We start from the raw sequence: 24334 nt of genomic DNA, 5'->3' as shown, positions 1-24334 counted from the left end.
AGGGCCGTTGAAGACTACAACGTTGATAGGCAGGATGTGGAAGTGGTGTGAGCCATTAAGCTAACCTGTACTAATTACCCGTGAGGCTTAACCATACAACGCCAAACGCGTTTTATGACAGCGTAACAGACAGAAGTTAAGACACTAAAGTAGATTTTACGAAGCTGTAAGCCATAAGCTTTAAGCTGTAAGAAAATATCAGATTTCCAGATTTATTAATTTGCTCAAAAGAGCGAATTAAACCAAATTTGCTTGGTGACAATAGCGTTTTGGACCCACCTGACCCCATGCCGAACTCAGTAGTGAAACGAAACAGCGCCGATGATAGTGTGGCATTTGCCATGTGAAAGTAGGACATCGCCAGGCTCCAAATAAGAGAAAGCCCGATTCGAAAGAGTCGGGCTTTTTTGCGTCTGGAGCTGTCAGCCAGGTAGGTTGGGTAGAGCGGAGCGAAACCCAACATAATCCATGTGAACCTCTTCATAATTCCATGGTTAAAAAACTCTTAAAATGTCTACCAGGTTGGCGGTCTGTAAAACGGCTTATTTCACCTTGCGCTAATTCGTCTTTTATTAATGAGCTTTACCTCTTCATTGTGCATGACGAATTACCACACTGTTGGGTTTCGCTGCGCTCTACCCAACCTACGCCAGACCCTCAAACTTTACTCTTTCTAGCTCGTATCTTTCCCCTCGCTAACTTTACTCTCGCAACTCGCTAACTCACTCACACTGCTGTACTTCTTTCACATCACCGCGGCCATCGCTTAGGTAGCATTGTTCTAGCAACGAGCAGTAGCAGATCTCGGTTTTGATATTAAAGCGTTGGTCATTTACCTTGTCCCACTGAGTTGCATTGAAGCCTGTTTTCTTAAAACCAAAAAGATTAAGTTCAGCGCCTGAGGCTAATAATCGGTTATTACTAACGCCGGTATACAACCAACCAAATTTTTCAAAGAAATTGATCTCCGGTGACTCATTTTGCAACTTATTTAATTGCTCTTGGTAAGCATAAATATCAAAGCAGCAGTTTTTTATTACTTCAAATATCTCTGTATACGACTTTTCATCGTGGAAGAATTTAACGTATTTAATAATGGCTGGGCCTGATCCTGAGTTTTTAATGTAAAAAGTAATTTCTTCAGAATTTTTTTCTTCATTAAAATTCCCCGTCATCACTTCGAGCCATGGCCAGGTTGCGGCTTTTACTTGTCGTTCTGCGGCGTTGGCTTGCAAGTAAGTGGCATAAAAGGAGGCTGCTGAAATTATAATGGCACAGAGTGCGAGAAATAGGTTTAGCCGCTCGTTGGTAAACCATGCCTTGCGCTGAGTGTTTTGCTGGGTGGTCTTTGTTTGCTCTTCAAGGTTAGAGTTTTGCTCTGTTTTAACGGTGGAACAGCTTGCGTCCTGTTGCTGATTATCCATAATTTTTAATTGTTGTTTTTATAGACTAATAAAGATACAACTTTAATTGGATAGATAAAAGAGACAGGGAGTAAAACTCCCTGATTTGATATTAACTATTTGAGATAAATACGGTGAGCTTTTCACCCACTCTTAAGCTATCTCTTGAAAGGTTATTCCATTGTTTGAGTTTAGTGATACTGACTTTGTATTGCTTTGCTATCTTCCAAAGGCTATCGCCAGATTTCACCTTATACTCGATTTGTTGATCAGCCAATTGCGGCAATATCAGTTTTTGACCAATACGAATGGTGTTTGTTTTTAGGTTATTGAAGGTTTTCAGCTGGCTAACTGTTACTTTATAGTTCTTTGCAATCACACTTAAGCTATCACCGCGTTTAACTGTGTAATGTTGCCATTGGCTATAATCATTGCTCTTTTGATTAGCTAATAGAGTTCGATAACTTGCTTGCTGATCTTTTGGGACCACAATATGTGGCGCATCAATCACCGCGGGATATCGGATAACGCCATGGTTCAGCTCTTCTAGCTCTTGCCATTTTGCTTTGTCTGCCAAGATCACTGCACCTGTCACTGGTAAGGTCGCAATAGCCTGCTCATTCTTAATCGCAGGGAATATCATTTTTTGGTGCTTTAATAATTGTGCTGCGGCCAGTAACTTAGGCACGTATTGTTTGGTTTGCGATGGTAGTTTTAAGCTAAAGAAGTCCGTCGACTTACCTTGTTTTTTATTACGATCAATCGCCTGTAATACACACCCTTCACCAATATTGTAGGCAGCAATAGCATGATACCAATCGCCATCAAAGCGTTTATAAAGGTACTCCATAAAATCCAAAGCTGCGCGGGTGCTGTCGATCACATCTTGGCGACCATCATACCAAGGGGTAATTTTTACTTTGAAGTATTTGGCGATTGAGGGGGTGAGTTGCCATAAACCCGATGCATGTTTGTGCGAATAGGCACTGGCATCAAAATCGCTCTCTATAAGCGGCATTAGAGCGAGTTCTATTGGTAAGTCACGGTTTTCTACTTCTGTGACGATATGATACAAATACGGCGCTGCGCGGCGGCTTATTTCTTCCATGTAATTTGGATGAGTAAGGTACCAAGCAATGCGCTTTTGCACATCTGGGTGACTTGAATCGCTAAACTGTAGTTGAATGCGAATACGCTGCCATACGTCATCAAGTTCACTTGGTTTGAGCGGTGTCACCGCGTCTACTTGTGCTGTTTTAGCTTCTGCAACCACAGTGCCTGGATTGGCTTTGATGATAGGCTTCTTTTCGGGAAGTGACTCAGGGGCAGTCTGACAGCCTGTTACAATAAAAGAAACAACAACAAGGCCTAAAAATCGATTTAAAAACACGTATTAAAATACTCCGTTAACTTAGGTGCGGGTAAACTAAAGCGCCTAAGCTTAACATAGGGTGAGCTAAAAATGACCATTAGATTAACAGCTCGCTAACTTACTCACCCAATTGAAATTAAAACGAAATACTAACTTGTAACCCAGCATAACCATGGTTTTGTGCTTCCCAATAGCGGCTGTCTATTTCTCGGGCTCTGGCATAGATCTCTATTCTGAATGGCTTTGAGTCCACGCCCATACCCACACCAACATAGCCATCAATATTATTGTGGTCGTCATCATAGCGGTCGCTGTAGTCGTGGTCATCTCGGTCGTCGTATACAGCAAGCTCAATTAAATCTAAGCCCACTTCGCCATAGACAAAAAAGTCACTGAAATAGCCAAATTTTATGCCGCTATCTAAGGTGAGAAATGTCTCCCGATCACCTTTTTTAGTAAATACTTCTGCTGAGCCTAGTGCTGTTGTAAATGCTGCGCCGAAATTGCTGTAGTTATTTTTAGCCATAAATTCGATGCCGGCTGAGGTGATTGAATCAGTACTATTATGTTCTGATTTAACAAACAGGTTCATATCTGGACTGTCATAAATACCAGCAAAGCTTGTAGCAGGAATGAAGGCAAGTGATGAAAAGAGTGCTAAGGCGAGGTACTTCATAGGGCGTGTTGTCCTTTTATGATTAATTTTGCAGCAGTGTGTTTGGTATTTAGGCAAGGCAGAGCCTATGCAGTGTGGTTGTTCCACATAAATAGGCGATAACGCAGCATCAATGCCAAACACGCGCTGCCCTTCGGGTTCTTCCTAGGGGCGATTAACTCTTTGTTGCTCAATTTTTACTTAGCCCACTAGGTTACAAATCTCGCGCCGCGATTAAATCGCCCCTAGAGTGAACAAATTTCAATCAACAAAGGTCAACACGCCCTAGAATCCATTAAACGTTAATGGGTACATGATACCAAACAGCGCCTTAGCAAATTGTAAGTAATTGTTCTAACTATGTAAGCTAACCGAACACGCAGCGGAAGCAGGCTCCTTGTTGGCGTTTGATATATACCAGATCGCCGCCATGATTGAGCATGATCTGGCGCGATAAACTTAAGCCTATTCCTGAGCCTTGTTGCTTGGTAGTAAAAAATGGCACGAAAATCATCTCAATTACATGATCGCTGATACCTGTACCATTGTCGCTGACCTCTAAATACAGTTGCTGATTAGCATTTTGTGCAATGCTTACTTCAATGCACTTTACTGACTCTGGAGTATTTAACTGCTTAAGGACATCAAGGGCATTGGTAAGCAGGTTTATTATTACTTGTTCAACTTGGCCTCTATCTATCATTACTAACTGTTGGCTTTGCACCGATAAATTCAACGTAATATTAAGTTGCTTAGCTTGTTGTGAGTGCAGAGCGACAACTTGCTTGGCAAGATCGGCCAGAATATGTGGCTGTAAGTGTGGGGCGGGTAAGCTACTAACCTTTTTAAATTGCGCTATAAATTCCCCTAAATGCTCGGTTCGTGATGCGAGTGTTGTTAGGGCGAGTTGCAAGTCTTGTTTATCTTCCTGATCATCAAAACTAAGCTCAGTTGGCAGCAGTGCCGTACAAGTTTGTGCTAAAGAAGAAAGTGGCGTAATCGAATTAGCGATTTCATGGGTTAGTACTTTTGTAAGGCGCTTATAAGCTTGTTGCTCTTTTAATTGCAGCTGATCATGAATCGATTGCAAACTGATCACTTTACGAACTTTACCTTGGATTTCGGCAATACTGATCTGCACAGATAACGTATCGTGCTGCTCACCATTTTGCCATGGCACGGTATTACGGCTATTTTGTTTTGCGTCTTGGACTAGGTTGGCTATTAAACCTAAATCATCGATGTGCTTTACAGCTTGTCCAAGTAAACGGCTGACCGCCGGATTGCTTTCAATAATAGTGCCTTGTTCATCACATACTAATACTGCTAAATCGATATGAATTAATAGCGCTTGTAAGAACTGGGCTTGTTGCTCTGCATTAAAACGCGCAGCCTGAATTTGTTGTTTAACCTGCTCAAATTGCTGCTGCATAGGGTGTTGGTCGCCAAAGCCTAATGTGCTGTCTCCATTCGCTAAAGCGCGAAACACCATATCTGCACGCCTTGTTTGGCGTTTAAATAAATTAAAAATTTGCGCGGCACATACCAAATTTAAAATAACTAAAAGTGCCGAAATTGCAGAAAACCCGCTTTGCTCTACTTGCCAAAACAAAGCTATTGATAAACCAATTAGTGCAGCTAATAGGCAGGCTAAGCTAATAAAATTTCGCATCGATTAAAGTCCGTATTTTTCTAAACGACGATACATGGCTCCGCGTGTTAGGCCGAGGGCTTTAGCTGCATGACTCACGTTCCCTTGAAAATGCTTTAAAGCTGCACGAACGGTTCTTTGCTCGATGATTTCGAGATCAAAAGTGTCGTAGTCAGTGGCGTTTGAAGAGAGCTCACTTGTGCTAACAGCAGCATTTGGTGAGCTTATCACTGAGCTTATATCGAGCTCTGAGCCTTCTGAGAGGATGACTGCTCGCTCAATTGCATGGGCAAGTTCACGGACATTGCCTGGCCAATGATACTGACTTAAACGTGTCATATCAGATGCTGCAATCGAGAGCTCACGTTTGTATTTATATGCAAAGTGCTGCAAGTAGTAATTACACAGTAATGGAATGTCTTCACTGCGCTCGCGCAGAGCTGGCAAACGGATCTCTACGGTATTAACACGGTACAGTAAGTCTTGCCTAAACTTGCCTTTAGAAACTGCTTGTTCGAGGTTTTCATTGGTTGCACAGATCAAACGAATATCAATATCGATGACTTTTGAACCACCAACCGGTGTTATTTGCCTGTTTTGTAGTGCTGCGAGCAGTTTAACTTGTTGGTTAAGCGGTAAATTACCTAGCTCGTCTAAAAATAAACTACCACCATGGGCCAGCTCAAATCGGCCAATGCGATCTTCTTTCGCGCCAGTAAACGCCCCTTTTTTATGGCCAAATAGTTCGCTTTCAAACAGACTTTCGGCTAGTGAGCCCATGTCTAGGCTTATGAAGGGTTGGCTTTGGCGCTGGCTTGCATTGTGGATTGCATGGGCAGTGAGTTCTTTTCCTGTGCCACTTTCGCCACTAATCAATATGTTGGCATCTGTGTTGGCTGCTTTGTCGATAACCGAAAAAACCTGCTGCATGGCATCACTTTGGCCTAAAAACTCAAATGGTTGATTGCCGATTGACTGCTGCAAGGCCTGCTTTTGTTTTGTGAGCTTACCAACTTGCTGCTTGTCTTTAGCGTGTGAAAATGCCGCTGCAACAGCACCGAGTAATTGCTCATTTTGCCAAGGCTTGGCAATAAAGTCAGAGGCACCGGCCTTAATTGCTTCGACCGCTAGCTGAATATCGCTGTAGGCCGTCATAAGCAGTACCGCAATGTTAGCGTCTTGGCTCATGATTTTTTTTAGCCAGTAGAATCCTTCTTTGCCACTAATTGAGTCTTGCGTGAAGTTCATATCGAGTAACACTACATCTATGGCTTGATCCGCCTCATGCTGTGCGTTAATGATAGCTTCGATATCAAAGGGGTTATCTGTGGTTTTTACAACCTGATAATGCTGCTTTAAAAGTAATCGTGCGGCGATAAGTACGTCGGGGTTATCATCGACGATAAGAATTGATCCTGCTTGTTTCATAGCTATTTATTATTATTCCTTTATGGGAACACTAAGACTAATTGAAAATAGTAACAGTGTCCATTTATGGACGATATATGGGCTTTGAAGTGTTCTATAAGCGGACACTTGATTATATGCACTCGTATTGATTTTTGTATAAGTCTTTGTAATTTAATAAAAATAAAAATTGGCACAAGAGTTGTTTTATCTATAGGTAATTAGCACCTAGATAACTTAAAGGCGTCAACATGGATAAGAAAATTACACGCTCAAATAACAAAGCATTTTTTAAGAAATCAGTAATAGCAGCTGCATGCTTAGCTGTTGCGGCAGCAGCTTATGGTTTCACGCAAACTGAGCAAACAGGTCGTAGTCAGCAAGTAACCGCGACAAGCTTAACGATTAGCACAGTACAACAAGGTGAATTTGTTGATGCTTTAAGTCTTCGTGGTCAGGTTATGCCTCGCACTACTATTTACCTCGACACCATTGCCGGAGGCCAAGTCGAAGAGCGACTTGTTGAGCAGGGTGAGTTTGTTAAAAAAGGCCAACCACTTGTGCGTTTAAGCAATACCAACTTGCAGCTTGATGTAATGAGCCGTGAAGCACAGGTGACTGAGCAGCTTAACTTTTTACGTAATACGCAAATGAATATGGAAACCAGCCGTTTAAACTTACGCCGTGATTTGCTTGAAATCGATCTTAAAATTACGCATTTATCGCGTCGCTTAAAACAGACTCAGCCGCTAGTGAAAACGGGTGTGTTAGCTCAAGAGCAATTATCTGAAATTCAAGAAGACTTAGCGTATTACAAAGCGCGTAAAGAACTAACTCTTGAGCGTCAAAAGCAAGAAAACAGCATTCGTGAAGTTCAGGTAGCTCAGCTAAAAGACAGTGCTGACATGCTAGAAAAAAACCTACAGTTTGCGCGTAAGAACCTTGAAAACTTACTCATAACAGCACCTGCCGATGGTTATTTAAGTGAACTTGATGTTGAAATTGGTGAATCAAAAGGCCGTGGTGCTCGCCTAGGGCAGATTGATATTCCTAATGAATACAAGCTAGTTGTGCGACTAGATGAGTTTTACCTGAGCCAAGTTCAAACAGGTATGCAAGTGCTGATTGAGCATGAACAAGGCGAAATTGCGGCGACGGTTAGCAAAATTGATAGTCGTGTTCAGCAATCACAGTTTCAGGTTGAGGTCGATTTACCAAACGGCACGAGCAATATAAAACGTGGGCAAAGCCTTGATGTACAGCTGATGCTGGGTGATAGCAAAGGCACTGCTTTATTACTTGAACGCGGCGCATTTTTTACCAGCTCAGGAGGTAACTGGGTTTATGTCATGGAAAAAGATGGCAACCGTGCAGTACGAAAAGACATTCGTCTTGGCAAAAAGAATCAAAACTATTATGAAGTGTTGAGTGGCCTAAGCGCCGGAGATCGCGTGATCACCTCTAGCTACAGCAACTTTGATAAAGCACAACAACTACAATTTTAAGGATAAAAACAATGATTAAATTAACTAACTTATCACGCGTGTTCCGTACTCAAGATGTTGAAACAACAGCGCTTAATAACATTAACTTACATGTAAACGAAGGCGAGTTTCTTGCCATTATGGGGCCATCTGGCTGTGGTAAATCAACATTACTCTCTATTTTAGGTATGTTGGATTCGCCATCGGCAGGCAGTTTTGAATTTTTAGGTGAAGACATCGCAGGGTTTGGTGAAAAGCAATTAGCGGCACTTAGAAAAGCGTCGATTGGTTTTGTTTTCCAAAGCTTTAACTTAATTGATGAATTAACAGTATTTGAAAACGTTGAGCTGCCATTACAGTATCAAAATATCTCAAAAAGTGAACGTAAACAGCGAGTAGAAGAAATTTTAAAACGTGTTGCAATCGACCATAGAGCAGATCACTTACCACAGCAGCTATCGGGTGGTCAGCAGCAACGTGTAGCAGTAGCCAGAGCTCTGGTGATTAATCCAAAACTAATCTTAGCGGATGAGCCTACGGGTAACCTTGATTCAAAAAATGGTGATGAAGTCATGGCGATGCTACGTGAGCTAAATCGTGAAGGTACCACGGTAATTGTGGTTACCCACTCAGAAAAAGAAGGTAATTATGCTGACCGTTTAGTGCGCTTACTTGATGGCCAAGTGATGGTAGATAAAGCTAACCGTGTTCAACAAACAGCAGAGGTGGCATAACATGATTTTAAGTTATTTGATCACCGCGCTGCGCGCGTTTAAAAACCAAAAACAGCACTTTATTTTAAATGTTCTGGGTTTAAGTGTGGGCTTAGCTGCGGCAATTTTAGTTGCTTTGTTTGCAAAAAATGAGCTTTCGTACGATAGTCAACAGCCACATGCTGAGCGTGTTTATCGCGTTGGCCAAGACTTCTCAAAACTCGGTTTATCTGTGGTGCCTATTTTTAATTATGTGCAGTCAAAGCAGGCCGAAGATTACAGCCAAGTTGAAGAAGTGTTCGGATTAACTATGGTCGAGTTGACTCGTGAAGCCATGGTTAATGTGAGTTACCACAACCAAGGCTATAAGTTAAATGCTTTATATGGTGCTACTGCAAATATTGAAAATTTCATTGCTCTGAAAACGCTGGCGGGTGACTTAAAAACCGCAATGAGTACACCAGACAGCCTCGCTTTAAGTGAGTCAGAAGCACTGCGTATTTTTGGTCGCACCGATGTGATTGGTGAAACACTTACACATGAACAAGGACAGTACACAGTGCGTGCCGTGTTTGCAGACTTAGCAGATAACACTCACTTTGCCTTTAAAAATCTTGTTTATGTTAAGCATGATCCAAGCGAAATAGATATCAACAGTAGTTATGTTTATATGCGTGTCGCAGAAGGCACCGATACAGATGGATTAGCTAAAACCTTAACAGAGCGATTTTTTAGCGGTTCGATGCTGGAGCAAGTTAGTTTAGAGCTGCATCCATTACTTGATTTGCACCTAACGGCTAAATCACCGTTTGAGATGAAAGCTGGTGGTGCTAAACAAGTGGTGATGATTTGTGTTGGTCTAAGCATATTACTTATTCTTATTGCAGGTTTTAACTTTATTAATATGACAGTCGCTCAATCGACGAAACGTGCAAAAGAAGTGGGAGTGCGTAAAGCGCTTGGCGCAAGTAAAGGCCAGTTAGTAACGCAGTTTTTATCTGAATCTGTGTTGGTATCAATGCTTTCAATGGTGATTGCATGTGCTTTAGTGGAGCTATTTTTACCAAGCTTTAACCAACTAGTAGACCGCGAATTGGTCGTGAATTATGCCTCTGAATTTGGCATTGCAATTATTGTGGTCGCAATTGCTGTCGGCATATTAGCTGGGCTTTATCCTGCATTCTTTATTTCGTCATTCAGTGCAAAACGCGTTTTAAGTGGTGACTTACAGCGTGGTAATACTGCAATATGGGTTCGTAAGAGCTTACTAACCTTACAGGCTTCACTAGCAATAGGTTTAATCATTGCCTCTGTTACCTTGTTAAAGCAATTAACTTACTTACAAAGCTTACCTTTAGGCTATGAAACAACACAAAGATTGGTCATTTCAGAGCTACCTGTAGGCGAAGTATTCAAAAAAGAAAAAAATGCTTTAGTTAACCGTATCAGTGCAATTCAAGGCGTACAGCAAACAACAGTGATTGATACCCGTTTAACCGTTTCAATCAATAATACACTTATGCCAACGTGGCCAAATGGTGAAGCGTCTGGCAGCTTAACGCCTGTAGTAGGTGCAAGCTACGATGTTGTAAAAACGCTAGGATTAAAACTGGTTGCTGGCCGTGACTTTAGCCGTGAATTTGCTGGTGATTGGGCAAGCCGTGCAAATGGAGTAACAAGTACGGGTACTATTGTGACTGAATCTGTCGCAAGGCAAGCGGGTTACACTAACATGAGTGACATTATTGGTAAGGTAATTAAAGACTCAGGTCGCGGCGTAGATATGCGTGTTGTGGGTGTGGTTGAAGATGTAAAAGTAGGTAATGCTAAAGATGCTAACTCAAATATTATGTTCTTATGTGGCTTTAACTTTTTGTCACCTGTATCAGAATTAATTTTAACGATTGATCAGCAAAACTTGCCTTATATTAAAGCTCAGATCGCTGAAGTATTAGCAAGCTCAGCCAATATCTATGAGCCAAAAATTAACTTACTCGCAGACAACTACAAAACCCTGTTAAAAGGTGATGAGCGAATTTCGAATGTAGTTTTAATTTTTACCGGCCTTGCTGTGTTCTTAACTTGTTTAGGTACCTTTGGTTTGGCTTCGTTTGCAACAGTGCGTCGTCAAAAAGAAGTGGCTGTTCGCAAAGTGCTAGGTGCATCTCGTATCAGTATCGTAAATATCATTGCTAAAGAGTTCTTAGTGCTGGTGGCGGTAAGTATTGCTATTGCGTATCCAGTAACTTACTTCTTGGTAGGTGATTGGTTAGCCAACTTTAATGACCGTATTGAACAAGCTGTATGGGTGTATTTAGTCGCTGCCGCCGCGGTGGCAGCGATTACCTGGATTACCGTTGCAAGTTTAGCCTTCAAGGCCGCAAGCACCAGACCATCGCTTATTTTACGATATGAATAACAGTAACTAACTCCCAACTATAAGCCCAGCAATACAGCTGGGCTTTTTTAGCTTTAAATGAGTCGCTATAAATGACGTTCTACGTAGGACGTGCTTTAGTGCGTCGGTATGAGAGTTAAAGGTCTTTAACCTTCACCGCGGGGTTACCTGCTACTAGGGTATTTGCCGCGACATCTTTGGTAACTATTGCCCCTGCGCCAATCACGGCATTATCAGCAACTTTAATACCCGCAAGTATAATAGCGCCTGCACCAACCCATACATTGTTGCCGATGCTAATCGGCGCTGCAAAATTAGCTTTTGCTAAACGCTCAGTTGGGTTTACTGCATGCGATACTGCAAGAATTTGCACATTTGGGCCTATTAAGCAGTCATCACCTATCGTAATTTGCGCATCAGTTAGCGGCGCATCGAGTACAGTACAGTTAATATTTATGAAGGTTCGCTCACCTATTTTAATACCACTGCCATAATCACAATGAAAACCCGCTTCTATAACAACCTGCTCGCCACAGTGATCAAACATGCCTTTTAGTCGTTTTAAATTGCCTTTACTCGGGCTTTTTGCAAATAAACGGCAAATTTCATGGGTATTTTTTCGTTGTTCGAGTAAGGACTTATCGAGGCTATTAAACTCTTTCATGGGGCATATTCATGGTTATTTTTGCCAATAGCTTAGCGTGTTGGTGATGAAGATCAAAATTAAAGCTGTGTAGGTTAACGATCATTCACTTGCCATTTATATTGTTTCGTTTAAAATCTCAAAACTTTCGAAACGAAACTTATGTAATTCACTTTATGACAAAACGAAACACTCAACAACGTCGCCATACAATCTTAAGCCAAGTGAATGAACTTGGTGAAGTTGCTGTTGAAGCGTTAGCGGAGCAGTTTCAAACCTCTGAGGTGACGATACGTAAAGATCTGACAGCCCTTGAAAAAAGTGGCTTGTTGCTACGCCGTTACGGTGGCGCTATTGCATTGCCGCAAGAAATCGTTGCAAATAGCAACGAGAAAAGCGACTCGCTTCGCAAAATGGCAATCGCACAGGCGGCTGCAAAGCTTATTAAAGACCATAACCGCATCATCATTGATAGCGGCCGCACTACAGCAGCGATGATACCTGAGCTTGCCAAAAAGCGCGGTTTAGTGGTGATGACAAATGCTATTAATGTCGCTAACCGACTGCTTTCATTAGAAAATGAGCCAACACTTTTGATGACCGGGGGAACCTGGGATCCGCATTCAGAATCGTTTCAGGGCCAAGTTGCGGAGAATGTTCTTCGCTCTTACGACTTTGACCAACTATTTATTGGTGCCGATGGCATTGATATTGATAGAGGTACTACAACCTTCAATGAATTAGTGGGGCTAAGCCAAGTGATGGCTGAAGCGGCCCGTGAAGTAGTGGTGCTGGTAGAGTCAGAAAAAATTGGCCGAAGAATACCGAATTTAGAACTGCCTTGGCAGCGTGTAACCACTGTTATTACAGACAACAACCTGTGCGCAGATAAGCGTAAGGCGATAACAGCATGTGGTGTACGGCTGATCTGTGCAGAAATTGAATAACCCGTAATAAGATCGACAACACCTTATTACGCATCATTTATGACAACACATACCGCCCAAAGTAGAACGCTTTGGCATGTGCAAAAGGAGAAATTATGTGTGGAATCGTTGGGGCTGTTGCAGAACGCCCAGTAAACAAAATACTTGTTGAAGGCCTAAAGCGTCTTGAATACCGTGGCTATGATTCGGCTGGTGTGGCTTTACTTAAAGGTACTGAGCTTAACACTGTAAAGTCTGTGGGTAAGGTTGCTAATCTTGAAGCGGCACTCAATGACGCAGCAGTTAATGGTACGACAGGTATCGCACATACGCGCTGGGCAACTCATGGTGGCGTAACTGAAGCGAATGCTCATCCACATGTTTCGAATAGCGAAATTGCCCTAGTTCATAACGGTATTATCGAAAACCATGCCAGCCTACGCGATGCGCTTAAAGGCGACGGTTATGAGTTTTTATCAGAAACAGATACTGAAGTCATGGTGCACCTTATTCACCAACTTCGCCAACAGCACGATACGCTTTTAGCAGCTGTGCAAGCTGCTGTTAAGCAGTTTGAAGGTGCATTTGGTACAGTTGTTTTTGATAAAGCGAACGATAACGAAATCATCGTAGCGCGCTCTGGTAGCCCACTGGTGATTGGTTTAGGTCTTGGCGAAAACTTTATTGCCTCTGACCAACTTGCTCTATTACCTGTTACACGAAGCTTTATTTACCTTGAAGAAGGTGATGTGGCTCGTATTACCCGTGACAGTGTTGAAATTTTTGATGCAAACGGTGATGCAGTCGAACGCGAAGTGATTGAATCGAACATTACGCAAGATGCATCAGGTAAAGGCGAATATCGTCATTACATGCTGAAAGAAATTTACGAACAGCCTCTTGCTGTACGTAACACCCTTGAAGGCCGCTTACATAATGACACTGTAGCGATCGATGCCTTTGGCGAAAGCGCTCAGCAAATCTTTAAAGACGTAAAACACGTGCAAATTATTGCCTGTGGTACTTCATATCACTCAGGTATGGTTGCTCGTTACTGGCTTGAACAATTTGCTGGCGTGAGCTGTAACGTAGAGATTGCATCTGAGTTCCGTTACCGCGAATCATTTGTACATGAAAACAGCTTACTTGTGACAATTTCACAATCTGGTGAAACAGCCGATACGCTTGCTGCACTTCGTCTTGCAAAACAGCAAGGTTACATGGCTTCAATGACCATTTGTAACGTACCGGGTTCATCATTAGTACGTGAATCTGATTTAGCCTTTATGACTAAAGCCGGTGCTGAAATTGGTGTTGCATCAACTAAAGCCTTCACCACACAGCTTGTTGGCTTATTAATGCTTACGGCATCTATTGCGCAAGAAAAAGGCCTAGATCAAAGTGCGATTGTGAATGCAATTAAAACACTTCCTAACAAGTTAGAAGAAGCACTACTGCTTGCAGAAGGGATTGAAGATTTAGCTGAAGAGTTTGCTGATAAGCACCACTCACTATTCTTAGGTCGTGGTTCACAATACCCAATCGCGATGGAAGGTGCGCTTAAGCTTAAAGAGATTTCATACATTCACGCCGAGGCATACGCAGCGGGTGAGCTTAAGCATGGCCCTCTTGCGTTGATTGATGCCGACATGCCAATCATTGTTGTGGCACCAAACAACGAGTTACTTGAAAAGCTTAAATCAAACGTAGAAGAAGTACGTGCCCGTGGCGGTATTATCTATGTATTCGCAGACAAAGACTCAGCGTTTGAATCTGACGAAACAATGCGTGTAATCAACGTAAACCATGTAGATGATGTGATTGCTCCAGTTGTATATACAATTCCGTTACAGCTGCTTTCATACTATGTTGCGGTTATTAAAGGCACCGACGTAGACCAACCTCGAAACCTAGCAAAATCGGTAACGGTTGAGTAAGTTTAGAGTTGTATATTTTTTATTAAGGCGCAATATGCGCCTTTTTTTGTACCTGCAATTCTGTTAGCTTAAAAAATTACCAATATTTCTTAAGGATAAGTCGTGCGACTATTTAAGTTACTCTGTATTAGTGGTTTTTTACTCTGTACTTGTCATGTAATGGCTCAACCCGCTGCAGATGATGCGGTTACAAATTACAGCCAACATACGCATACTATCGAATCAAGTAATCTTAGTGAGCAACGCACTGTCGTTGTGCAATTGCCAAAAAGCTATCAAACACATCCAAACAAAAGGTATCCCGTTATTTACCGTTTAGATGGGGCCGGTAATTTACCATTGATTAATGCTGTGCTTGAGCGCTTACAAGAAAATGATCAAGCGCCAGAGGTGATTGTAGTTGCAATTGAAAGCACTAATCGACTTAGAGATTTTTATCCTACAGTGAACAAAGAACCACAAGGGCCTGTTGGTGAAGGCGGTGGTGCAGCAAAGTTTTTAGCTTTCGTAGAGCAAGAACTGATGCCTTTGGTTAATAAACAGTATCGTACTCATGATTATAGAGTTATTGCAGGAGCCTCAGCTGCGGGTGTATTTGCTCTTTACGCAATGCAGGCTGATCCTGAGTTATTTCAAGCGCACATTGCATATAGCCCTGCGGTATGGTGGAACTATGGCGCCCCGGCTAAGAGTCTAAATACCTTTGTTACTAAAGCCAAAAGTATTAACAGCTATGTATATATGAATATCGGCGAAGAAGCCGGCATTATGCGCGAAAGATACGATGATATGCAGCAAACGATGCAAAATAGTAAAGTACCAAATCTGCGCTTTAAGAGCGACGCCTTTGCAGGCGTTTCGCATAACCTAACCTCAGCTGCTGGGGCATTTAATGCGTACCATGGCTTATTTTTATCTAAACATATGCCTTTGAGTGCACTAGGCGATGATGTTTCATCAATTGATGCCTATTATCAACGTTTATCTCAGCAATGGGGCGAGCAAATAGCGCCACCAGACCGCGCTGTTAGGATGCTGGGTTACAGCTTAACGGATAACCAGCAATTTGAGCGGGCTATTGAGGTGTTTAAGTACAATATCAAAAACTACCCTAAATCAGCGTATGCACTGTCAGCTTTGTCATATGGCTATGAAATGCAAGGTAATACTCGCCAAGCATTAGTTCAAATCGAGGCTGCAATCGCTGTTGCAGATGACTCGTATCCCTACCCTGATTACTTAAAAGAGACAAAAACGAGGTTACAAGGGCAGCTATAGTTAAGCTGCCTTAAACAATCAATGGTCTTGGTGATAATAGCTTAGGGTTTGTAGGGCAAGCGCAAATACATCTGCGCTGTTATCACCATTAACGTTTTTAACCACAGTCACCGCGCGTTGATGATCAACACACATAATGGTCATGGTAATGCCACCCATACTACCGCCAGAGTGCATTACCGCGTGTGGCATGTCGGCCATCAAGGCTTGTAGTTCAGTATTATGTTGGTATTTTTCTCTTTGCTGATAGTTTTTGAAACCTGTCATCCAACCAATACCAAAATTGACCTGTTCACCATTAATGAGTGTGGCAGGGGTAAACATTTCATCCACGCTGGTTGCTTTTAGATAATTGCCTTGCGTGTGAGCTACTGCAAACTTGACGATATCACTTGGTGTTGCAATAAACCCACCGCCTGCCCATTTATAGCTGTGATCGGTCTGCGGTGAGTTAATTAAACGGCCCTGATCAACGCTATAAGGTCTTGCACGATGTGGGATCAGGGTAAACTGCTCATCAAAATATGTGTCGTTTAACTTGAGTGGCGAGAAGACTTCTTGTTCGATAACTTCTCTAAAATTGCGTTTCGGATCAGCGCCTTCCATCGCTGCGCTAACTAATGTCCAAGCGAATGTTGAATACTGCTGTTTGGTGCCCGGCTCAAACAGTAGGGGATCATCTTTAAACATGGCTAAAGCGCTATCAATATCGCCATACCATTTGTTGAGTAAAAACTCATTGGCGCCTTTTTTGTAATGGCGGATCCCTGCGGTATGTGACGCGAGCTGGCGCAGTGTTAAAGCTGCATGTTTTTCTGGCCAGTTAGTTACATAGTCGGTTACAGGTTTGTCTAAGTTAATCAACCCCTTGTCGTAAAGGCGCATCATAGCGGCAGTGGCAATAAGTTTAGAGACACTGCCAATGCGAACCTTATGCTCGGGACTCATTAAGACTTGGTTTTCGATATCGGCAAAACCATAACCCTTTGCCGCGATTATTCCTGATTTATCGGCCACTGCGACAGTAATGCCCGGTACTGTTTTCGCACTCACCGCCGATTGAAAGGCGGCATCAATCGCTTGTGGTAGTTCAGCTGCACTAGTGACATGGGCAGCCATCAATAGAGGTAGGCTGATGAGCGAGCGAGCTATACGGTGTTTGAGCATGGCGGCATCCTTTTTGAGTAACCTTGCAGTCACTATTGTTATTATTTTTAAGGCATTTTTAGATTGCTCAAATTTTCTCTAGATGACAACCCATAGGCGCTTAATTGCACATTTTTCACGTTGTGATGAACATTTAAAAAGAGCATAAATAATAGCGATTGATTATTTTTTAGTTGCTTTCACTTTTTAAGCTGTTTACAATCGCTGCGATTTTAACCATTCACACACTGTAGAGGAGTAAACAATATGACTTATACAACTTGTTCCTTTGCAGGTCGTTTTCTTGCCTAGCTCGAAGCTATTTCTTTATTAGCTTTTCAAAGCTAAGCCTGATCAATTAATCAAAGACCTGCCAAATCATTTTTCGTTAGCATTTTTCTATTGCAGAGAAAGGAATTGGTATTATGGGCAAGTCCGTCCAAAAACTTACTGATAACGTTAGCCTTATTGCGTCTAAAGAGTCGTGGATTGAAGGGCTAGCAATACAACAATTAATTAAAACTTCTGAATTACCTGGTATGCACGCTGTAGCGGGTATGCCCGATTTACACCCAGGTCGAGGTTACCCCATTGGGGCTGCCTTTTTTACAGAAGGTAGAATTTACCCCGCTTTAGTGGGGAATGATATTGGCTGCGGTATGTCGCTTTGGCAAACCAATACTAAGTTAGCCAAGTTAAATGTAGATAAGCTCGCAAAACGCTTAAGCGATGTTGAACAGCCGCTAGATGAAAGTTGGCACACATTGATTAGCGAGCGAAAACATGAACTGGCTATCACACAAACTGGTTTTGATAGCGCCCTTGGCACCATAGGTGGTGGCAATCATTTCGCTGAATTTCAGGCGATTGAAGAAGTGTTTGATCAACAAGCTTTGCTTGCTTTAGGCCTACAACCTAAACAATTGCAGCTATTGGTGCACTCTGGCTCTAGAGGGTTAGGGCAAGCTATTTTAGTTAAGCATATTGCAGAGCATAACCATGATGGCCTTGAGGTCGTGAGTGATGCCTTTACAGATTATATGGCTAAACATGACGAAGCACTGCGTTGGGCACAGTTAAACCGAGAACTGATCGCACGGCGTTTTTTACAAGCTATTCGTGCTGGTGGCGAAGAGGTTTTAGATGTAAATCATAACCTTGTAAGTCAATCACAGATTGCAGGACAAGCAGGCTGGTTACATCGAAAAGGTGCTACATCCAGCGATCAAGGGGCTGTTATGATCCCGGGCTCTCGCGGTGATTACAGTTACTTAGTTAAGCCAACGGCTGAGCAAAACGTAAACTTACGCTCCCTTGCACATGGCGCTGGTCGCAAATGGAAGCGTGGAGAATGCCAAGGCCGTTTGAGTCACAAGTTTAAAAAGGAAGATTTATATCGCACTGCGTTTGGTAGCAGGGTGATCTGTAATGATAAAACGCTGCTTTATGATGAAGCACCACAAGCTTACAAAGACTGCCAAACAGTTATTGATGACCTTGTTGATGCTGGGCTGGTTACTGTAATTGCCAAATTAAAGCCTGTGCTTACCTTTAAAACACAAGGAACGTGCGGATGATCTTAGTGCAATTATCGTCAGGGGCGGGTCCTTTAGAGTGCTGTAAAGCGGTGGCTATGGCTGTTAAGCGCCTTGAGTGTGATGCTAAAGCATTAGCTATTAAGGTGAATGCTCTTGCTGTAGAGCAAGCTGAACTTTCAGGCTGCTACAAATCGGTATTACTTGAATTAACCGGTGCTGAGCCGCGAATTTTAAAACAGTTTGCTCAGCAATGGCATGGCTCGATGTTGTGGGTTTGTCAAAGCCCATTCAGAGCAAGGCATAAGCGTAAAAACTGGTACTTTGGCGGTCAACTATTTGAAATAGCAGAGCAAAAATTTGATAGCGAGATCCGCTTTCAGCAATGCCGCGCAAGTGGCGCGGGAGGCCAACATGTAAACACCACTGATTCGGCTGTTCGTGCTACCCATGTTGCGACAGGAACTACTGTTCGCGTAGAGAGTGAAAGAAGTCAGCATGCGAATAAGCGTTTAGCTCGAGTTTTGCTAATGCAAAAACTGGCAGAACAAGCTCAGCAGGCTGCTAGCCAGCAGCAAAAGTCGCGGTGGCAACAACACAATGAGCTGCAACGGGGTAATCCGATTCGTACTTTTAAGGGCCCTGAATTTAGCCAGACTCACAACGGAAAAGGTATTCAATCAATACAATGGCATTAAAGCCCGCTCTGCAGACACAAGCCCACGAGCAAGGCACACGGTAACAACTGCTGATATTAATTGGGCAGATATAATTTTTGTGATGGAACATAAGCATAAACAACGCATTAAAGCGCAGTTTAGCCGTTTATTACAATACAAGCCGATTCAGGTACTCGATATACCCGATGAGTACCAATATATGGATGAGGCACTCATTGAAACTTTAAAGCAGTCAGTCGATGATTGCTTGTATATACAAGTTAAATGGTAGCTCTTTTGATTAAAAATAAACCCCGCATTGCTGCGGGGTTTTTTGTTTTTTAACAACCAGTTAAGTATTAAAAGTTAGTCGGTGCTGGTGGCACGGTGAGTGGCTTTTTCGGATTGTCTTTTAGCTCTTTTAAAAGCTCTTCTACGGCACGTTCAATCGATGGGTCTTTACCTTGGTAGATTAGCTCTGGGCGGTCAACAACCTTGATATCTGGAGTGACACCTTCGTTTTCGATGATCCAGTTGCCATCGTTATCTAAAATGCGGAATGTTGCAGCGATAACTTGGCCGCCATCTACTAGGCTTGGGTTACCCGAAATACCAATTAATCCACCCCAAGTACGGGTACCAATAAGCTTACCTAACCCCGCTTGGCGGAAGTAGTAAGGAATAGCGTCACCGCCTGAACTTGAATAACCATTGATCAGCATGGCTTTTGGACCATCATGAGCAAATTGTGGTGTTTTCGTTGGCTCAACACCGCGGCGCTTCCAATAGTTAAGCGGTTTACGGGCAAGCCAGGTGATCATGTGCTCAGGAATAAAGCCGCCGCCATTGTATCGGTCATCAATAATCATGGCGTCTTTGGTGGTTTGCGGCATGTAGTTTTTGAACATGGCGCGGTTACCTTCGTAGGCTGTATTTGGTAAGTGAACATATCCAATGCGGCCATTTGATAGCTTATCAACGTAGGCTGCACGAGAGTTAACCCAGTCTAAATAACGCAAACCTTGCTCGCTGGCTACAGGCTTAACGGTTACTTGCCATGCACCTTTGCTGCGCGGTTTACTGTTAAGAACTAACTCAACTTGCTCGCCTTGGGTGTTTTCTAGTAATTCGTAGAAGTTAGCTACGTCTTTTACTGAGCGGCCATTTACGGCAATGATGTAGTCGCCGTTATGTGCTTTTACCCCTGTTGTGCCAAGTGGTGAGCGGAAGTCTTCATGCCAGTTTTCACCTTGGAAGATTTGCTCAATTTTTACGTATCCAGACGGATCGCTGGCAAGTTTTGCACCCAATAAGCCGTGCTTTTTACGCTCTGCTTTTGGCATATCACCCGACTGCACATAAATGTGGCCTGAGTTTATTTCACCTGCGATTTCACTGAGAATGTAATCTAGGTCACTACGGTGTGAGATAGCATCAGCCATAGGTTGATACTTGGCTAAAATTGCGTCCCAATCTTGGCCGTGATGGTTTTCATCGTAGAACCAATCACGTAATGTACGCCAGCCTTCAACATACATTTGCTGCCATTCAATTTGTGGCTCAATTTTTAAGGTCATGTTACTAAGATCAAGCTTATTCGCTGCTAGGTCTTGTTTTGCTTTAGGCTCAATTAAGCTGTAATCGTTACCCGCATGCACTAACAGGTGCTCACCATTGCTCGAAATAGTGTAGCTGCTTACCCCTTTAGCCACAGTTTCAAGCTCGCTGTCGTGAGCTGTGCCTATTAATTGTAGGCCGCCATTAGCCAGTGTTAGCACGCCACCTTTTACTGCCGTTAAACCGCGATAATCTCCAGCTGGCGCATTTAAAGCGGTTACACGCTGCATAAAGCCACTGCTTTGCAGGCTATTACTGTTTTTCTTGTCGTCATCTTTTTGCTTATCGCTGACGATCGCTGTTTCGTCACTTTGTAGTGCGATAAGTGGTTTGATTTTGTCATTTACGGCAGCGGCATAAATACGCGTTGCACGATTAAACATGTAGTCGAACTCGTAGCTGCTGAAGGCTAAGTTAAAGTCGCGCTCAGAACTAAAATACAGGTATTGACCATGAGGAGAGAAAGTTGGGTTTTGCTCATTGGTCATTTCATCCGTTAAGCGAGTCACTTTCTTTTTATCAACATTGTAGTGCCACAGTGAGGCATAGCGGTTTTCATTGTTTTTCACATACACAATGTCTTCGCTATTTGGCGACCAAGTATATTGGCGAATGCCTTCTTCATCGTAGATGCTGGTATCAATTTTGTGTTGCTTACCTGATTTTGCATCTATCCACCAGAGTGTGTGGTTTTTATCTGCAAATAACAGTTTTGAGCTATCTGGTGACCAAATAGGTGTAAAACGCCAAATAGTTCCGTTGCTGGTTAGCTGCTTGGTGGCATTATTTTTACTGCGGTCTTTTAAGTAAATTTCGTATTCGCCACTTTCATCGCTCATATAAGCAATATAACGGCCATTTGGCGACCAACTTGCGTCAATTTCGCGGCCTTTTGCTGTGTAAGATAAGTTACGTGTTGGGCCTTGTTTAACCGGTACGCTAAATAGCTCACCGCGGGCAGTAAAGAGTGCACGCTTACCATCATGAGAAATCGACATTGAGTCGATAAAGTCACTCACATTTTTTGTGTACGGCATTGCGTATTGACGCACACCAGCAATGTTAATACTTAGCTTGCTGCTTTTTTGATTTTTTGGATCAAAGCGATAAAGGTAACCACCGTTTTCATAAACAACAGCATTTGGGCCAGCTGATGGCCACAGTACGTCAAAGTCTTTATGGTTGGTTAGCTTTTTCGGCTCAGCGCCTTTTTGGTATTGATACAGGTTAAGGGTGTAATCACGGTCAGATACAAAGTAAATGTTGTCGCCAACCCAGGTTGGTTGCTGATCGGTAGCGCGGTTAGTGGTTAGCTGCTCTGAGGTATTGTTTTTTAGATCGTAAACCCAGACATCTTGTGCACGACCGCCACGGGTACGCTTCCAAGTACGAAATTCACGGTCAATTGGCGTGTAAACATATTTACTACCATCTGGCGAAAGCATACCGCCGCCCGTTTCTGGAATAGCCAGAGGCTGCTCAAGGCCACCGTCAGCAGGCACCATGTATGGACGACCCATACGTTTACCCCACGGTGTGCGGTTAGCACGAAATACCACATTTTTGCCATCCGCTGTCCAATCGAGAACACGATAATCAAAACCGCCGCGTGGTGGCATTGGGCCAACATCGTTGTAGTAAGTCAGTTGCTTTAAGTCAGAGCCATCGCTGTTAATTACATAAATTTGGCGGCTGCCATTGTATTCGGCTGCAAAGGCAATGCGTTTACCGTCAGGTGAAAACTTAGGGAAGGTTTCAAAACCAATATGGTCGGTTAAGCGTTTGCTCTCGCCTGTTTGCGTATTAGCAATGTAAATATCACCACCGTACACAAAGGTAACGCTTTGGTTATGAATATCTGGAAAGCGCAGTAAGCGCGTGTCTTTAGTTTCGTAAGCTGATGCCCAAGGTGCCAGTGTCGCAGCCATGGCCAGTGCCAACGTTGTTAGTTTTTTCATGGGATTACATCCTATTTTGGGAACTGTTACATCATAACTATTCAGTTTCAAATAGCGATGCTGATGCGATGAAAGTCTGTTACAAAATATGAATAAAAAAAGGTTGGCAGTAAATGCCAACCTTTGCGAGCTATGTCATACCATAAAACATAACTTCTTAGTGGTCGTGATCGTCACTTTCTTCTGCGATACCTAACCAAGTGATGGCGCTTGGTGCAAAAGTCAGTTCAAGATCACCTTCAATTTCAAGATCTTCGATATGTACTTTTAGTACGTGCTGAGCGATAGGGTCAGCAACGTAAGCAAACTCACTATTTTGTGACACAGTCATGCTGAAGTTCATGCCCTCTGGCATCGTTGTTACGTCTTCTTCAGTGATATCTACTTTACCGGCAAGTTCCCAGTGCATGTGGCCGTCGTGCTCATGGGCTTCAAGCACGTTTAAAAAGCCTAAGCTATCAAGTACTAAAAAGTGCTCACCGCTTGCTGAGAATGAGTAAGATACAGCACTTGCGCCTTCATCAAGTTGCCACTCAAGTACTTCCATTTCAGCTTCGCTTGGATTGATACTTACAAATACACCTGATGCAATTGCAATAAAGCTTTCACTACCTTCATGGCCATATAATGTGCCAATACGTGTATCACCTAGAGCATCAATATTGGCGATTTTTTCTGCATGATATTCATCATCATGCTGGTGGGCTACCAGTACACCGTCACCACAGCCAAATGCTACATAATCATGGTTTTGCGCTGCACCGTGTAAATCTGGGCAAGTAACTTCAAATGTTTGTTCAAGCTCATATTCACCGTCATGAAGGTGGAAAACACCCACCTGATCCGGCAGGATTTTAGCGTTTGAAGTGCTTTCGCTATCCGCACGACGCAATGTTGCAACTAGGTGCTCGCCACGTGGCTCAGCAACACCATGCATATTGATGTCGTACTGAATACCAGCAAGTGTCGCGGTTTCGTTAGCAATGTCGTTATCGGTTAACACTTCTACAGAGGCAACTGTACCTGCATCGGCATTACCATCGTAAAACACGGCCATTTGGCCATCATGTTTAACGATGTGAGTAGGGCGGCTGCCCGTTGTTAGCTCGTAGTCACTAAATGCAGGGCCTTGTTTATAATCATGTAAATGCTCGCCATGATCTTCACGCCATAAACCGCCATCGATAAAGCCTAAGAAATCTTGGCTGCGGTTAGCAATAACTGCATAACGGTAGCTTGGTGAAACATTTAGTGAGCTTGAATCATGGATAAGCGAAAACGTTTCTAGTAATGAGTCGTCATCTAAATCAAAGATATTCGCTTCGTTGCTATCAGCTGCTAAAACCGCTAAACGGCCCATTGAGTCAATGGTATAACCGTCATCATGATCATGGTCATCACCACTGTCGTCAGGAACCTCGATAGGGTCTTTCTCAACAATATTTGTTTCTGCGTCACCACATGCGGTGATCAGGGTGCTACTAATTGCCAGTGCCAATAGTTTTAATCTAAATAAGTGTGTCATGTAGGTTTCCTTTAATTGTAATTTTGT

18 protein-coding genes and 2 rRNA genes are annotated in these 24334 nt (G+C 42.9%); 11 read left to right on the top strand and 9 right to left on the bottom strand.

The genetic code is table 11. The features are described 5' to 3' along the window. Together ABMY41_RS02770 and rrf are read left to right on the top strand one after the other, a co-directional pair. Positions 1–95 (top strand): 23S ribosomal RNA (locus ABMY41_RS02770); the annotation flags it as partial. A gap of 156 nt (positions 96–251) precedes the next feature. Further along, positions 252–366, top strand: a 5S ribosomal RNA gene (gene rrf, locus ABMY41_RS02765). A 356-nt stretch (positions 367–722) separates the two neighbouring features. On the opposite strand, the gene ABMY41_RS02760 is transcribed toward rrf, so the two are convergent. The 5 genes from ABMY41_RS02760 to ABMY41_RS02740 form a co-directional block, all read right to left on the bottom strand. Next, positions 723–1424: a hypothetical protein gene (locus ABMY41_RS02760; protein WP_349274096.1), complete on the bottom strand. Its 702-nt coding sequence runs from the start codon at positions 1422–1424 to the stop codon at positions 723–725. A 91-nt stretch (positions 1425–1515) separates the two neighbouring features. Further along, positions 1516–2793, bottom strand: coding sequence for a LysM peptidoglycan-binding domain-containing protein (locus ABMY41_RS02755; RefSeq protein ID WP_349274095.1), 1278 nt, complete (start codon positions 2791–2793; stop codon positions 1516–1518). Between the two features lie 118 nt (positions 2794–2911). Continuing rightward, positions 2912–3451: a hypothetical protein gene (locus ABMY41_RS02750; RefSeq protein ID WP_349274094.1), complete on the bottom strand. Its 540-nt coding sequence runs from the start codon at positions 3449–3451 to the stop codon at positions 2912–2914. Between the two features lie 346 nt (positions 3452–3797). After that, positions 3798–5102: an ATP-binding protein gene (locus tag ABMY41_RS02745; protein ID WP_349274093.1), complete on the bottom strand. Its 1305-nt coding sequence runs from the start codon at positions 5100–5102 to the stop codon at positions 3798–3800. A gap of 3 nt (positions 5103–5105) precedes the next feature. Then, complete coding sequence (locus tag ABMY41_RS02740) at positions 5106–6509, bottom strand: sigma-54 dependent transcriptional regulator (protein ID WP_289096934.1); 1404 nt, start codon at positions 6507–6509, stop codon at positions 5106–5108. 230 nt (positions 6510–6739) lie between these two features. Between ABMY41_RS02740 and ABMY41_RS02735 the strand changes: the two genes are divergently transcribed. Genes ABMY41_RS02735 through ABMY41_RS02725 form a run of 3 tightly spaced genes read left to right on the top strand, consistent with a single transcriptional unit; the run spans position 6740 to position 11104 of the window. Beyond that, entirely contained in the window at positions 6740–7993 is a 1254-nt protein-coding gene (locus tag ABMY41_RS02735; RefSeq protein ID WP_209328701.1) for an efflux RND transporter periplasmic adaptor subunit, read from the top strand. Between the two features lie 11 nt (positions 7994–8004). Next, positions 8005–8706, top strand: a complete 702-nt coding sequence (locus tag ABMY41_RS02730; RefSeq protein WP_054552246.1) for an ABC transporter ATP-binding protein — start codon at positions 8005–8007, stop codon at positions 8704–8706. A 1-nt stretch (position 8707) separates the two neighbouring features. Continuing rightward, positions 8708–11104 (top strand): FtsX-like permease family protein, encoded by a 2397-nt coding sequence (locus tag ABMY41_RS02725; RefSeq protein WP_349274092.1) that lies wholly within the window; start codon positions 8708–8710, stop codon positions 11102–11104. Positions 11105–11219: 115 nt separating this feature from the next. Here the strand turns inward: ABMY41_RS02725 and ABMY41_RS02720 are convergent, their stop codons facing one another. Next, positions 11220–11747, bottom strand: coding sequence for a sugar O-acetyltransferase (locus ABMY41_RS02720; RefSeq protein ID WP_175082668.1), 528 nt, complete (start codon positions 11745–11747; stop codon positions 11220–11222). A 155-nt stretch (positions 11748–11902) separates the two neighbouring features. On the opposite strand from ABMY41_RS02720, the gene ABMY41_RS02715 reads away from it, so the two are divergent. From ABMY41_RS02715 to ABMY41_RS02705, 3 genes are all read left to right on the top strand, one after another. Beyond that, complete coding sequence (locus ABMY41_RS02715) at positions 11903–12673, top strand: DeoR family transcriptional regulator (protein ID WP_175082667.1); 771 nt, start codon at positions 11903–11905, stop codon at positions 12671–12673. Between the two features lie 95 nt (positions 12674–12768). Continuing rightward, positions 12769–14589: a glutamine--fructose-6-phosphate transaminase (isomerizing) gene (glmS, locus tag ABMY41_RS02710; RefSeq protein WP_175082666.1), complete on the top strand. Its 1821-nt coding sequence runs from the start codon at positions 12769–12771 to the stop codon at positions 14587–14589. A gap of 159 nt (positions 14590–14748) precedes the next feature. After that, positions 14749–15867: an alpha/beta hydrolase-fold protein gene (locus tag ABMY41_RS02705; protein WP_289096938.1), complete on the top strand. Its 1119-nt coding sequence runs from the start codon at positions 14749–14751 to the stop codon at positions 15865–15867. A gap of 18 nt (positions 15868–15885) precedes the next feature. Here the strand turns inward: ABMY41_RS02705 and ABMY41_RS02700 are convergent, their stop codons facing one another. Continuing rightward, positions 15886–17034, bottom strand: coding sequence for a serine hydrolase domain-containing protein (locus ABMY41_RS02700; protein WP_349274090.1), 1149 nt, complete (start codon positions 17032–17034; stop codon positions 15886–15888). Positions 17035–17438: 404 nt separating this feature from the next. Between ABMY41_RS02700 and ABMY41_RS02695 the strand changes: the two genes are divergently transcribed. The 3 genes from ABMY41_RS02695 (at position 17439) to ABMY41_RS02685 (ending at position 19499) form a co-directional block, all read left to right on the top strand. Beyond that, positions 17439–18590 (top strand): RNA ligase RtcB family protein, encoded by a 1152-nt coding sequence (locus tag ABMY41_RS02695; RefSeq protein WP_175082664.1) that lies wholly within the window; start codon positions 17439–17441, stop codon positions 18588–18590. Next, complete coding sequence (gene prfH, locus ABMY41_RS02690) at positions 18587–19246, top strand: peptide chain release factor H (RefSeq protein WP_349274089.1); 660 nt, start codon at positions 18587–18589, stop codon at positions 19244–19246. Before ABMY41_RS02695 ends, prfH begins: the two co-directional genes overlap by 4 nt. A gap of 82 nt (positions 19247–19328) precedes the next feature. Then, complete coding sequence (locus tag ABMY41_RS02685; RefSeq protein ID WP_349274088.1) at positions 19329–19499, top strand: hypothetical protein; 171 nt, start codon at positions 19329–19331, stop codon at positions 19497–19499. A gap of 67 nt (positions 19500–19566) precedes the next feature. On the opposite strand, the gene ABMY41_RS02680 is transcribed toward ABMY41_RS02685, so the two are convergent. Further along, positions 19567–22782, bottom strand: coding sequence for a S41 family peptidase (locus tag ABMY41_RS02680; protein WP_349274087.1), 3216 nt, complete (start codon positions 22780–22782; stop codon positions 19567–19569). Between the two features lie 157 nt (positions 22783–22939). Beyond that, entirely contained in the window at positions 22940–24307 is a 1368-nt protein-coding gene (locus ABMY41_RS02675; RefSeq protein WP_349274086.1) for a 5-methyltetrahydrofolate--homocysteine methyltransferase, read from the bottom strand. Between the last annotated feature and the right edge of the window lie 27 nt (positions 24308–24334).

The organism is Pseudoalteromonas sp. BZA4 (assembly GCF_040104395.1).
In the GTDB taxonomy this organism is placed as follows: Bacteria; Pseudomonadota; Gammaproteobacteria; order Enterobacterales; family Alteromonadaceae; genus Pseudoalteromonas.
This window is presented reverse-complemented; position numbering and strand designations above follow the sequence as displayed.